Origin of the sequence: Aeromonas sanarellii (assembly GCF_000820085.1) — a bacterium.
Taxonomy (GTDB): Bacteria; Pseudomonadota; Gammaproteobacteria; order Enterobacterales; family Aeromonadaceae; genus Aeromonas; species Aeromonas sanarellii.
Map to the genome: position 1 here is coordinate 25,046 of NZ_CDBN01000017.1, position 12,515 is coordinate 37,560.

Annotated in this window: 9 protein-coding genes; 6 read left to right on the forward strand and 3 right to left on the reverse strand. The window is 65.6% G+C overall.

The window, feature by feature from the left end; genetic code table 11:
• The first annotated feature begins 152 nt into the window (after nucleotides 1-152).
• The gene (gene ybaL / locus BN1132_RS03515) at nucleotides 153-1,802 is read left to right on the forward strand and encodes a YbaL family putative K(+) efflux transporter (RefSeq protein WP_042075073.1); all 1,650 of its coding nucleotides are present in this window, start codon (nucleotides 153-155) and stop codon (nucleotides 1,800-1,802) included.
• A gap of 103 nt (nucleotides 1,803-1,905) precedes the next feature.
• Here the strand turns inward: ybaL and BN1132_RS03520 are convergent, their stop codons facing one another.
• Both BN1132_RS03520 and puuR read right to left on the reverse strand, forming a co-directional pair.
• Nucleotides 1,906-3,183, reverse strand: coding sequence for an NAD(P)/FAD-dependent oxidoreductase (locus BN1132_RS03520; RefSeq protein ID WP_042075074.1), 1,278 nt, complete (start codon nucleotides 3,181-3,183; stop codon nucleotides 1,906-1,908).
• A 49-nt stretch (nucleotides 3,184-3,232) separates the two neighbouring features.
• Nucleotides 3,233-3,844 carry an HTH-type transcriptional regulator PuuR gene (gene puuR / locus BN1132_RS03525; RefSeq protein ID WP_042075077.1) on the reverse strand — a complete coding sequence of 204 codons (612 nt, stop codon included), beginning with the start codon at nucleotides 3,842-3,844 and terminating at the stop codon, nucleotides 3,233-3,235.
• A gap of 310 nt (nucleotides 3,845-4,154) precedes the next feature.
• Between puuR and BN1132_RS03530 the strand changes: the two genes are divergently transcribed.
• The 4 genes from BN1132_RS03530 to BN1132_RS03555 all read left to right on the forward strand — a co-directional run bounded on the left by BN1132_RS03530 (nucleotide 4,155) and on the right by BN1132_RS03555 (nucleotide 10,598).
• Entirely contained in the window at nucleotides 4,155-5,618 is a 1,464-nt protein-coding gene (locus BN1132_RS03530) for an NAD-dependent succinate-semialdehyde dehydrogenase (RefSeq protein WP_042075079.1), read from the forward strand.
• 148 nt (nucleotides 5,619-5,766) lie between these two features.
• Nucleotides 5,767-7,056 (forward strand): 4-aminobutyrate--2-oxoglutarate transaminase, encoded by a 1,290-nt coding sequence (gabT, locus tag BN1132_RS03535; protein ID WP_042075081.1) that lies wholly within the window; start codon nucleotides 5,767-5,769, stop codon nucleotides 7,054-7,056.
• Between the two features lie 371 nt (nucleotides 7,057-7,427).
• Nucleotides 7,428-8,771, forward strand: a complete 1,344-nt coding sequence (locus BN1132_RS03545) for an APC family permease (RefSeq protein ID WP_042075083.1) — start codon at nucleotides 7,428-7,430, stop codon at nucleotides 8,769-8,771.
• A 483-nt stretch (nucleotides 8,772-9,254) separates the two neighbouring features.
• Nucleotides 9,255-10,598, forward strand: coding sequence for an APC family permease (locus BN1132_RS03555; RefSeq protein WP_042075087.1), 1,344 nt, complete (start codon nucleotides 9,255-9,257; stop codon nucleotides 10,596-10,598).
• Between the two features lie 75 nt (nucleotides 10,599-10,673).
• Here BN1132_RS03555 and BN1132_RS03560 read toward each other — a convergent pair whose 3' ends face one another.
• Nucleotides 10,674-11,087 (reverse strand): hypothetical protein, encoded by a 414-nt coding sequence (locus tag BN1132_RS03560; RefSeq protein WP_042075090.1) that lies wholly within the window; start codon nucleotides 11,085-11,087, stop codon nucleotides 10,674-10,676.
• 255 nt (nucleotides 11,088-11,342) lie between these two features.
• Between BN1132_RS03560 and BN1132_RS03565 the strand changes: the two genes are divergently transcribed.
• The gene (locus BN1132_RS03565; RefSeq protein ID WP_042075093.1) at nucleotides 11,343-12,440 is read left to right on the forward strand and encodes a Na/Pi symporter; all 1,098 of its coding nucleotides are present in this window, start codon (nucleotides 11,343-11,345) and stop codon (nucleotides 12,438-12,440) included.
• The last annotated feature ends 75 nt before the right edge of the window (nucleotides 12,441-12,515 follow it).

Sequence of the window (12,515 nt, forward strand, 5' to 3'; positions counted from 1 at the left end):
ATTATTTTTCAATGGAAACGGCATCTGTTGTCCTCAAGAAAATGTCTTGATGCGGCCAACTTCTGTCTCTTTCGCCCCCTGCTCATTGACAGCTGCCCTCTTCCCCTTCGGGTGATCTGGTAGCCCCTGACTGCCATTAGCGAGGTGACGACATGGACCACTCACTCCCCCTTATCACGACCCTGGTTGGCGGCCTGGTGCTGGCCTATCTGTTTGGCATGCTGGCAAGCCGCCTGCGAGTCTCTCCCATGGTGGGCTATCTGGCGGCCGGCGTGGTGTGCGGTCCCTTCACCCCAGGCTATGTGGCCGATCTGCAGCTCGCCCCCGAGCTCGCGGAGATCGGCGTCATCCTGCTGATGTTCGGCGTCGGCCTGCACTTCTCCCTCAAGGATCTGCTGTCGGTCAAGCACATCGCCATCCCGGGGGCCATAGTCCAGATCACCCTGGCAACCCTGCTCGGGCTCGGCCTCTCCCAGTTGCTAGGCTGGAGCCTGACCGCCGGCCTGGTGTTTGGTCTGGCCCTCTCCACCGCCAGCACTGTGGTGCTGCTGCGCGCCCTGGAGAGCCGAGGCCAGATCGACACCAAGGAGGGGCGCATCGCCATCGGCTGGCTCATCGTCGAGGATCTGGTGATGGTGCTGGCCCTGGTGCTGCTCCCCATACTCGCGAACCTGCAGCAGGGGGGTGAGAGCCTGACCCTGGCCCAGGTGCTCGCCGACATTGGCCTGACCCTAGCCAAGGTGGCGGCCTTCATCGCCCTGATGATCATCGGCGGACGCCGCCTCATCCCCTGGCTGCTGGCCCGCACCGCCGCCACCGGCTCCCGCGAGCTCTTCACCCTGGCCGTGCTCTCCTGTTCGCTGGGCATCGCCTTCGGTGCCGTCAAGCTGTTCGGGGTCTCCTTCGCCCTCGGGGCCTTCTTCGCCGGGGTGGTGATGAACAGCTCTCACCTGAGCCACAAGGCCGCCAACGACACCCTGCCCCTGCAGGACGCCTTCGCCGTGCTCTTCTTCGTCTCGGTGGGCATGCTGTTCGATCCCGTCATCCTGCTGCGCGAGCCCCTGGCGGTGCTGGCCACCCTGTTCGTCATCGTGATCGGCAAGTCGGTGGCGGCCTTCGCCATCGTCCGGCTGTTTGGCCACAGCCGGCGTACGGCGCTGACCATCTCCGCCAGCCTGGCCCAGGTGGGGGAGTTCTCCTTCATCCTGATGGGGCTGGGGGTCATGCTCGGCCTGGTGCCGGCGGTGGCTCGTGATCTGGTGCTGATCGGCGCCTGCTTCTCCATCGTGTTCAACCCCCTGGTATTCAATCGGGTGGAACGTTGGCTGAGTCGCCACCCCGAGCCGCAGACCGAAGACGCCGCCCCGCTCTGCCCGCTGCAAGGCCACGTGGTGGTGGTCGGCGCCGACGGCATCGGCACCCCGCTGATCCGTCAGTTGCACGAGCAGGGGCGAGAGATGATGGTGATCGACTCGGATGAGCGGCTGCTGGCGCCCTGGCGAGCCCGGGGGATCACCTGTCTGGCCGGCCATCCTGTCCAGCAGGATCTGCTCGCGGCGGCCCTGCCCAATGCCAGCTGGCTGCTGATCACTCTGGAAGACAGCCTGCTGGCCGGCGAAATCGCCGCCATCGCGCGGGAACAGGGGGGTCTGCTGCAGATAGCCGCCTGCGCCCATCAGGGCGAAGAGGTGCATCATCTGCGGCTGCGCGGGGTCCATCGGGTGGTGCTGAGCGAGGAAGAGGCGGCGCGGCGCTTGTGCCATCTGGCGACACGCCTCCCCGCCGACCCGGCTCCGGCCTGACGCCCGCACGGCGAGGCCGGGGCTCACGCCGCCAACCGCCCCAGAAAACGCAAGGCCACCCCCTGGGGTGGCCTTGTAGGTATCCGAGTCCGGGCAGGCGGGATCACACCCCCAGCCGATCGCGCAGGGTGTACCAGGCGGCGCCGGCGGCGGTGAAGGGGATACGGAACAGACGCCCCCCCGGGAAGGGGTAATGAGGGAGCTTCGCGAACGCATCGAAGCGCTCCGCCTGACCGCTCAGCACCTCGGAGAGCAGCTTGCCCGCCAGATGGGTACAGGTCACGCCGTGGCCGCTGTAGCCCTGCATGTAGTAGATGTTGGGACCGATGCGGCCGAACTGCGGCAGACGCGACAGGGTCAGCAGGAAGTTGCCGGTCCAGGTGTACTCCACCTTGACGCCGGCCAGCTGGGGGAAGGTCTTCAGCATCTTGGGGATGATCAGCCGCTCGATGTCCGCCGGATCCCGCGCGCCGTAGACCACGCCGCCGCCATAGATGAGCCGGTGATCGGCGCTGGTGCGGTAGTAGTCGAGCAGGTAGTTGCAATCCTCGATGCAGTAGTTTTGCGGCAACAGCGAGCGGGCCCGCGCCTCCCCCAGCACCTCGGTGGCGATCACCTGGGTGCCGCAGGGCATGCTCTTGCCGGCGAGTTCGGGCACCAGGTTGCCGAGGTAGGCGTTGCCCGCCACCACGACATAGCGCGCCTTCACCGCCCCCTTGGCGGTCTTGACCAGGGCGGGCTGACCCGGGGTGATGCTGGTGACGGTGGACTGCTCGAAGATCTGCCCCCCCTGCATGCGGATGGCCTCCGCCTCCCCCAGAGCCAGGTTGAGGGGGTGGATATGGCCGCCGCTCTTGTCCAGCAGCGCGCCGACGTAGCGATCGCTCGCCACCACCTCGCGTACCCCGTCGGCATCGAGCAGCTCCAGCTTGTCGTTGCCCCACTTCTCCCAGCGAGTCTGCTGCGCCTTGAGCTCGTGCAGCTGCTTCTCGGTCTCGGCGGCGAAGACCCCCCCCTCACGCAGATCGCACTGGATGTTGTAGCGCTTGATCCGTTCGCGGATGATCTGGCCTCCCTCAAACAGCATGGAGCCGAGCAGCCTGGCCTGTTCCGGCGGGCAATTCGCTTCTATGGTGTCGATGTCGCGGCTGTAGGAGTTGACGATCTGGCCGCCGTTGCGACCGCTGGCGCCAAAGCCCACCCGGGCCGCCTCCAGCACCACCACCTTGTAGCCCTTCTCCACCAGGTGCAGGGCGCTGGAGAGGCCGGTGTAGCCCGCGCCTATGATGCAGACGTCGCACTCCAGCTGCTCGGTGAGCGTGGGATAGGGGGCGTGCTTGTTGGCACTGGCTGCGTAGTAACTGTTTACATGTTCGGTCATGATCCCTGTTTCCTTACCGGTTCTTTTCCAACACGAGTCGTTGTTCACATTAAAAACTGGCCGGGGTGTGGGCGCTGACGATGCGGCAGGTCTCCCCCGACGGATTGCTGAAGCTGTGGGGCTCGCCGGTGTCGATGACGTAGCTGTCCCCGGCGCACAGTTCATAGGTCTGGCCCGCCAGGGTCAGCAGCACGGATCCTTCCAGCACGGTGCCCACCTCTTCCCCCTGATGCTTCACCACCCCCCCGGTGTCCGTGCCGGGGGCATAGGTCTCCAGCATGAAGCCGAGCTGACGCCGGTTGTTGCCGTTGTGCACCAGCTTCATGGAGACCCCCTGGCTGCCCAGCTCGATGAGCTGCTCCGCCTTGATCACCACGCTCGGCGTCTGCTGCTCCTCCTCGGCGAAGAAGCGCGACAACGGCAGCTCGTAGACGCTGAGCAGCTTCTGCAGCGAGGCCACCGAGGGGCTCACCTTGTTCTGCTCTATCATGCAGATGGCGCCGTGGGTCAGGCCGCTCAGCTCGGCCGCCCGGCGCTGGGAGAACCCGAGCCGCCGGCGGATCTGGGCGAGGCGCTCGCCCATGCTCTTGTCCATCTCTTTGTCGGCCAAGGGGTTATCCGTCATGGTCCGCCACTGGACCTCTCCCCGGGGGTGCTGCATCGCCTGTCTCCTTCCATGGTCATTCGAATACCTGGTGACGACTGGTTAATATAGTGCGTCAGCGCCCTTGGCCTGTTCACTATCCTGCACAACCCTAGCCGTTCATTATTTTGCACACTCGGGGCGATAAAAAACGCCACAGTCGCGCCATTAGCCCCATTTCTAGCATGCCACGCACCATACACTCAAATATATTTAACACTTGAAAAACATTTCGGCTCACTTTATGGTCGTTACGTGCTTATTATTCTATACGGTGGCACCCCGGCATGCGTGAGCCACCCAGACCCACAATCGAGGCTTCCTATCTATGTCAGCATCACAACCCGCTCTCTCCCTGATCAAGTCCCTTGCCTATATAGACGGTCGCTGGTGCGAGGCCAGGGACGGGCGCCGGTTCGAGGTCCTGAACCCGGCGACCGGCCAGCCCATCACCCAGGTGCCCGACATGGACGGGGAGGACACCCGGCTCGCCATCGAAGCGGCCCACGCGGCCCAGCCCGCCTGGGCGGCCCTCACCGCCAAGGAGCGCAGCAGCCGGCTCCAGGCCTGGTTCGAGCTCATCATGGCCAACCAGGAGGAGCTGGCCCGCATCATGACCTGCGAGCAGGGCAAGCCGCTGGCGGAGGCCAAAGGGGAGGTGGCCTACGGCGCCAGCTTCATCCAGTGGTTCGCGGAAGAGGGCAAGCGCGCCTATGGCCGCACCATCCCCGGCTTCTCCGGCGATCGGCGCCTGGCCACCATCAAACAGCCGGTGGGCGTGGTCGCCGCCATTACCCCCTGGAACTTCCCCATCGCCATGATCACCCGCAAGGCGGGACCGGCCCTGGCCGCCGGCTGCACCATCGTCATCAAGCCCGCCGCCGAGACCCCACTCTGCGCCCTGGCCCTGGCGGCCCTGGCGGAGCAGGCGGGCATCCCCGCCGGGGTCATCAACATCGTCACCAGCCATCAGGCGAGCGCGGTGGGCGACGAGCTGTGCAGCAACAAGACGGTGCGCAAGCTCTCCTTCACCGGCTCCACCCGCATCGGCAAGCTCTTGATGCGCCAGTGCGCCGACACCATGAAGCGGCTCTCCCTGGAGCTTGGCGGCAACGCCCCCTTCATCGTGTTTGACGACGCGGATCTCGACGCCGCCGTGGCCGGGGCCCTGGCCTCCAAGTACCGCAACGCGGGCCAGACCTGCGTCTGCGCCAACCGCATCCTGGTGCAGGCCGGGGTCTATGACGCCTTCGCCGACAAGCTGGCGGCCGCGGTGCGGGACTTCAAGGTGGGCGACGGCATGGGCGAGGGCGTCCAGATCGGGCCCCTCATCAACCCGGCCGCCGCCGACAAGGTGGCGAGCCTGGTCAGGGAGGCCCAAGCCGCCGGTGCCCGGGTGCTGGTGGGCGGCGAAGCCCACCCCGCCGGCCCGCTCTTCTACCGCCCCACCATCCTGACCGGGGTCGGCAAGGGCAACCCCATCCTGGACGAGGAGATCTTCGGGCCCGTCGCCCCCCTGGTGCGCTTCGAGACCGAGGATGAGGCCATCGCGCTCGCCAACGACACCCCTTATGGCCTGGCCGCCTACTTCTATGGCCGCGACATCGCCCGCGTCTGGCGGGTGGCCGAGCGGCTGGAATACGGCATGGTGGGCATCAACGAGGGGATCATCTCGACCGAGCTGGCCCCCTTCGGCGGCATCAAGGAGTCGGGGCTGGGCCGGGAAGGGGCGGCCGAGGGGCTGGAGGAGTACCTCGAGACCAAATACCTCTGCTTCGGCGGCATCCGCTAGGCAGCCACACCTTGCGCCGGCGGCCGGGCCCCTGTATCAGGCCCACCATCCGCCGGCGCAGCCATATCGGTCAACAAGGACGAAGTGAGTGCTCCCAAGGGGGCCTCGCCACATTGAGACAGGGGCCCATGCCCCTCAGGGAGGAAAGATGAGTCATTCAAGCAACAACCAGGGCTGGCAGGCCCGCCGCGAAGCGGCCGTGGTACAGGGGGTCGGCACCCTGCTGCCGGTCTTCATCGACCGGGCGCACAACGCCGAGCTGTGGGACGTGGAGGGCAACCGCTACATCGACTTCGCCTCCGGCATCGCCGTGCTCAACACCGGCCACAACCACCCCAAGGTGGTGGCGGCGGTGCGCGCCCAGCTGGAGAAGTTCAGCCACACCTGCTTCCAGGTCACCCCCTACCCCGGCTACATCGAGCTGGCGGAAAAATTGAATGCCCTGGTGCCGGGGCCGACCCCCAAGCGCACCCTCTTCCTCTCCACCGGTGCCGAGGCGGTGGAGAACGCCATCAAGATCGCCCGCGCCCACACCGGTCGCAGCGGCACCATCGCCTTCAAGGGGGGCTTCCACGGCCGCACCATGATGGGGATGGCGCTCACCGGCAAGGTGGTGCCCTACAAGACCGGCTTCGGCCCCTTCCCGGGCGAGGTCTATCACCTGCCCTTCCCCGCCGACTACCTGGGGGTGAGCGAGGCGGACGCCCTGGCCGCCCTGGAGCTCTGCTTCAGCGCCGACATCGAGCCGGGCCGGGTGGCCGCCATCATCATAGAGCCGGTGCAGGGCGAGGGGGGCTTCTACGTCGCCTCCCCGAGCTTCCTGCAGAAGCTGCGCAGCGTATGCGATCAGCACGGCATCCTGCTCATCTGCGACGAGATCCAGAGCGGCTTCTGTCGCACCGGCAAGACCTTCGCCACCGAATATGCCGGCATAGAGCCGGACATCATGACGCTCGCCAAGAGCCTGGCCGGCGGCTTCCCCCTCTCCGCCGTGGTGGGCAAGAGCGACATCATGAACGCCGCCAAGCCGGGCGGTCTCGGCGGCACCTATGCCGGCTCCCCCATCGCCTGCGCCGCCGCCCTGGCGGTACTGGAGGTCATCGAGGAGGAGCGTCTGAACCAGCAGGCCCTGGCCCAGGGCGAGCAGATCAAGGCGCGCCTGCACAAGCTGGCGACACGGTTCGACTGCATCGGCGACATCCGCGGTCCCGGCGCCATGGTGGCCATGGAGCTGGTCAAGGGAGGCGACGCCAGCCGGCCGGATCCCGACCTCACCAGGCGACTGGTGGCCGAGGCGGGCAAGCGCGGTCTGGTGCTGCTGGCCTGCGGCGTGCGCGGCAACGTGATCCGCTTCCTGGCCCCCCTGACCGCCCCGGCGGCCATCGTCGACGAGGGGCTGGACCTGCTCGAGCAGGCCCTGCTCACCGCCCTGGATTAGCCAGGGAGAGAGCGCCGCGCCTGAGTGCAAAAAAATGCGTTTTTGCCTCCTTGATATGCTTGTCAAGGGGGCAGCACGAATGCACAATGCGCCTCCGCTTCAAAGGACCGTTCGCTCATCGCAGCCCGGTTCTTTTTTTGCGGCAAACAAATCCATAACGAGGCCGGAACCGACCGGAAATGATAGCGAGATGGACAGCCATCTCACGACACCGCTTCTTCGATGAGGAACACCATGGGGCATTTCACCGCTTTCCTGCCGGCCTGCGCCGGTTTGCGCCACTCGTCTGTGCAACAGACCGGCGCCCCCACTGCACAGGATGACGCCGCCGTCAGCCTGATCCCCTCGGTCCGGACAGGGGAGAACGCATGATGAATGCCCACCCCGTCGGCCTGAAAAAGAGCCTGAAACTCTGGCACGTGGTCATCATGGGTCTGGCCTATCTGACCCCCATGGCCGTGTTCGACACCTTCGGCATCGTCACCGAGATCACCGAAGGCCATGTGCCCACCGCCTATCTGTTCGCCCTGGTCGGCATGCTGTTCACCGCCATGAGCTACGGCCACCTGGTGCGCAAGTTCCCCTCGGCAGGCTCCGCCTACACCTATGCCCAGAAGGTGTTTCACCCCTATGTGGGCTTCATGGTGGGCTGGGTCTCCCTGCTCGACTACATGTTCATGCCAATGATCAACATGCTGCTGGCCAAGATCTACATGGAGGCCCTGTTCCCGAACCTGGAGCCCTGGACCTACATCCTGGCCCTGACCGCCGTCATGACCTTCCTGAACCTGCGCGGCATCAAGCTGGTGGCGAACTTCAACAGCCTGATCGTCATCATGCAGTTCAGCATCATCGCCGTCTTCATCGGCCTCATCGCCTGGGGCGTTGCCCATGGCGAGGGGCTCGGCACAGTGGCGAGCAGCCGTCCCTTCTTCTCGGATCAGATGGCCCTGGTGCCCCTGTTCACCGGTGCCTCCATCCTCTGCCTGTCGTTCCTGGGCTTCGATGCCATCAGCACATTGTGCGAGGAGACCCCGAACGCGGATCGGGTGATCCCCCGCGCCATCGTGCTGACCGCGCTCATCGGCGGCGTGCTATTCATCTCGGTCTCCTACTTCCTGCAGCTGTTCTTCCCGGACATCTCCCGCTTCCAGCAGCCGGATGCGGTGCTGCCGGAGATCGCGCTCTACGTCGGCGGCAAGCTGTTCCAGGCGGTGGTGCTGGTCTGCACGACCGTGGCGGTGCTCGCCTCCGGGCTCGCCTCCCACGCCGGGGTGTCGCGCCTGCTCTATGTGATGGGGCGGGATCGCGCCCTGCCGAGCCGCTTCTTCTCCTACATCCACCCCAGGTGGCAGACCCCGGCCCTGAACGTGCTGCTGGTGGGGGCTCTGGCGCTCTCCGCCGTGTCGTTCGACCTGGAGATGGCGCTGGCCCTGATCAACTTCGGCGCCCTGGTGGCCTTCACCTTCGTCAACCTGGCGGTGATCGCCCACTTCTACATCAAGCTCGGCCACAACAAGACGCTGCGGGATCACCTGGTGTTCCTGGCCCTACCGCTGTGCGGCGCCGCCTGCATCGGGGTGCTCTGGCTCAACCTCGAACCCTCCTCCTTCGAGCTGGGGCTGATCTGGGCCGCCCTCGGCGCCCTCTACCTGCTGCTGCGCCTGACGGTGTTCCGGGTTCCCCTCGGCCGGCCGGAGACCGATCTCTCCTGATAGCGCCCTTCCCCCCAACGAGCCCGCCCGGTGCGGGCTCCTTTCCGGATAATCCGGGCCACTGTCACCCCGCTCCACCCCTTCGGTCACGACCGCTGCACACACCCGATGACGGGGTTGACTCCGGTCAACAAAATCCCCGTTTGCGGCCTTTTTCCCTTGTCTCCTTTCCCCCCCGAGGGCACAATACGGCGCCCCTTGAGAGCCGATGTTGTTACGACATCGGTTCTTTGCTTTTTTGGGGCACACCACCATCCACCAAGAGGCCGGACCTTGTGCCGGAATTGATACCGAGATTGCCGGGCAATCTCCCGACGTTGTGAGGAAAAACATGGGGCATTTCACTGCTTTCCTGCCGGTCCCCGCCGGCGTGCGCCACGCATCTGTGTCACAGACAGGCGCCCCCTGTGTCCAGGAGTGCGCTGCCGCGTCCCTGATCCCGTCCCCCTTCGCCTCCCGGGCGTTCGCAGAGGAGAAAGCGTGATGGCCGGCGCCAAGCTGCTCAAGACGCTCACCCTGTTCCAGGTGGTGGTGATGGGTCTGGCTTACCTCACCCCCATGGCGGTGTTCGATACCTTCGCCATCGTCGGCGACATCACCGATGGCCGCGTGGCCACCGCCTACCTGCTGGCGCTCGGCGGCATCCTGCTCACCGCCTTCAGCTACGGCCACCTGGTACGCAAGTTCCCCTCGGCGGGCTCCGCCTATACCTATGCCCAGAAGGTGTTCAACCCCTATGTGGGCTTCATGGTGGGCTGGTCCTCCCTGCTGGACTACATGTTCATGCCGATGATCAACATCCTGCTGGCCAAGATCTACCTGACCGCCATGTTCCCGAACGTGGAGCCCTGGATCTTCATCTTCGGCCTGGTGACCGTGATGACCTTCCTGAACCTGCGCGGCATCAAGCTGGTGGCGAACTTCAACGGCGTCATCGTCTTCATCCAGATCGCCATCATCGTCACCTTCCTCGGCCTCATCGCCTGGGGCCTGAGCCATGGCGAGGGGGCCGGCACCCTGGTGAGCAGCCGTCCGTTCCACGTGGAGTCCGCCAGCATGCTGCCGCTGTTCACCGGCGCCACCATCTTGTGCTTCTCCTTCCTCGGCTTCGACGGCCTGAGTTCGCTGTCGGAGGAGACCCCGAACGCCGGCAAGGTGATCCCGCGCGCCATCGTGCTGACGGCGCTGATCGGCGGCATCATCTTCGTCACCGTCTCCTACAGCCTGCAGCTGTTCTTCCCGGATCTGGCCCGCTTCAAGGAGCCGGATGCCGTGCTGCCTGAGATCGCGCTCTACGTGGGTGGCACCCTGTTCCAGAGCATCGTGCTGGTCTGCACCACGGTGGCGGTACTCGCCTCCGGCATGGCGGCCCACGCCGGGGTGTCGCGCATCCTCTACGTGATGGGGCGCGATCGCATGATCCCGGAGCGGGTGTTCGGCTACATCCACCCCACCTGGCGCACCCCGGCCATCAACGTGCTGCTGGTGGGGGCCCTGGCGCTCTCCGCGGTCTCCTTCGATCTGGACATGGCGCTGGCCCTGGTGAACTTCGGCGCCCTGGTGGCCTTCACCTTCGTCAACCTGTCGGTGATCGGCCAGTTCTGGGTGCGCGAGCAGCGCAACAAGAGCCTGAAGGACAACCTGCTGTTCCTGGTGCTGCCTCTGCTCGGCGCCGCCACCATAGGGGCGCTCTGGATCAATCTGGAGCAGAGCTCCCTGGAGCTGGGCCTCATCTGGGCGGGGATCGGGGTGGCCTACCTCTTCCTGCGGATCGCGGTGCTGCGCATCCCCTTCCGTCAGTACGAGGAGGCGGCCGACGGCCAGTAAGTCGCGGCGATCGGCCAAACAGAAGGGGAGCCCATGGCTCCCCTTCTTGCATCCAGACATCCGCCGCGCGGACAATCAGCCCTGATTGATGACCACGGTGGCGGCGGCCTTGACCGGATCCTTGGCCACGGCCTTCACGTTCTTCTCGGTCTGGTTGACCTTCTGCCGGGTCGCCTTCAGTTCCTCGTTGGTCTCCTTGAGGCCGGAGGTCTTCTTGTCCAGCGTGTCCGTGGCACTCTTCTTCGCCTCTTTCAGCCCGGCCGTCTGCTTGTCCACCACCGCCGAGGTGCTCTTCTTCACCTCGGTGGCCGCCTTCTCCTTCTGCTGGCGCACCAGCTTGTCGGCATCGCAGTTGCCCTTGACCCCCAGGGTGGCGTTCATCGCCTCGTTCCTGACCGCCTTGTCGAGGTTGCATTCGGACTTGAACACGCCAGCCTGCGCACCAGCAGACAGCAGACCCAGGGAAAGACACAACACCCATGCTTTCATAACAGCACCACTCTCGTTGAAGGAAAGGGGCAGCATATAACCCTGGGCGCACGGTGCAAGGCGCCCGTCAGGTTGTGGGCCGGATGGCGCCCTAATCCGGCTGGCTCCGACACTTTCTGTCAGCACCCGGCCGCAGGCACCGCCCTGAGAGATGTCATCAAACCATCATAAAAGTGTCACTTTGTCATATTTCTGTCATGGAGCACTGCTCTAATGCGCCCGTCCCATTCAACGCAGCACGTCCCAAGAGGCCACATGCACAGCACCGCTTCTTCCACACCGCACGAGTCCCGCGCGACCAGCCCATTGTTCAACTGGCTGGCGGTGATCACCCTCGTCTACCTGATCCTGGTCGCCGTCGGCGCCGTCTCCCACGGCTTCAAGGGCTTCTCCGGTGGCGCCGAGGGCGCGGCCCAGATCTTCGCGTTTGCCAACAACCCCTTCGTGGCCCTGCTGCTCGGCATCCTGGCCACGGCCCTGGTGCAGTCCTCCAGCACGGTCACCTCGGTGATCGTCGGCCTGGTGGCCGGCGGCCTGCCCATGGGCATGGCCATCCCCATGGTGATGGGGGCCAACCTCGGCACCACCATCACCAACACCATCGTTTCCCTCGGCCACATCCGGGACAGAGGCGAGTTTCGCCGCGCCTTCGCCGCCGCCACGGTGCACGACTTCTTCAACCTGCTGGCGGTCTTCATCTTCCTGCCGCTGGAGCTGATGTTCAGTCTGCTGCAAAAGAGCGCGGAAGGGATCGCCGGCCTGCTGCTGGGCTCTGCCGACCTGTCCATGAAGGGGATGGACTTTATGAAGCCCCTCATCTCCCCGTCCCTGGATCTCATCGACGGTGCCGTCGCCTTCCTGCCGGGCAAGGGGGCATCCATCGCCACCATCGTCATCGGCATCCTGCTGATCCTGTTCTGCGTCACCGCCCTCGGCAAGGTGCTGCAACGGGTCATGGTAGGCCGCGCCAAGGAGCTGCTGCACAAGGCCCTGGGCCGCGGTCCGCTGACCGGCATCGCCTCCGGCACCCTGGTCACCGTCATGGTGCAGTCCTCCTCCACCACCACCAGCCTGATGATCCCCCTGGCCGGCGGCGGCGTGTTCAACACCCGCCAGCTCTACCCCTTCACCCTGGGGGCCAACATCGGCACCACCATCACGGCCCTGCTGGCCGCCACCGCCATCAGCGGCGCCGGAGCCCAGCTGGCCCTGACCATCGCTTTGGTGCACGTGCTGTTCAACCTGTTTGCCGTGGTGCTCATCTACGGGGTGCCCTTCCTGCGGGAGCTGCCCATCCGGGCCAGGGTCTCGGCGGCCCGGATGGGCAGCTCCCGCAGGAAGGGCACCCCGTAGCTGAGCACCACGGCAAACAGGTTGAACAGCACGTGCACCAAAGCGATGGTCAGGCCCAGCTGGGCCCCGGCGCCG

Bases quoted from the DNA above. Each gene is read 5' to 3' on its own strand.
- ybaL (WP_042075073.1), top strand. From the start codon at position 153: ATGGACCACTCACTCCCCCTTATCACGACCCTGGTTGGCGGCCTGGTG.
- BN1132_RS03520 (WP_042075074.1), bottom strand. From the start codon at position 3,183: ATGACCGAACATGTAAACAGTTACTACGCAGCCAGTGCCAACAAGCAC.
- puuR (WP_042075077.1), bottom strand. From the start codon at position 3,844: ATGCAGCACCCCCGGGGAGAGGTCCAGTGGCGGACCATGACGGATAAC.
- BN1132_RS03530 (WP_042075079.1), top strand. From the start codon at position 4,155: ATGTCAGCATCACAACCCGCTCTCTCCCTGATCAAGTCCCTTGCCTAT.
- gabT (WP_042075081.1), top strand. From the start codon at position 5,767: ATGAGTCATTCAAGCAACAACCAGGGCTGGCAGGCCCGCCGCGAAGCG.
- BN1132_RS03545 (WP_042075083.1), top strand. From the start codon at position 7,428: ATGAATGCCCACCCCGTCGGCCTGAAAAAGAGCCTGAAACTCTGGCAC.
- BN1132_RS03555 (WP_042075087.1), top strand. From the start codon at position 9,255: ATGGCCGGCGCCAAGCTGCTCAAGACGCTCACCCTGTTCCAGGTGGTG.
- BN1132_RS03560 (WP_042075090.1), bottom strand. From the start codon at position 11,087: ATGAAAGCATGGGTGTTGTGTCTTTCCCTGGGTCTGCTGTCTGCTGGT.
- BN1132_RS03565 (WP_042075093.1), top strand. From the start codon at position 11,343: ATGCACAGCACCGCTTCTTCCACACCGCACGAGTCCCGCGCGACCAGC.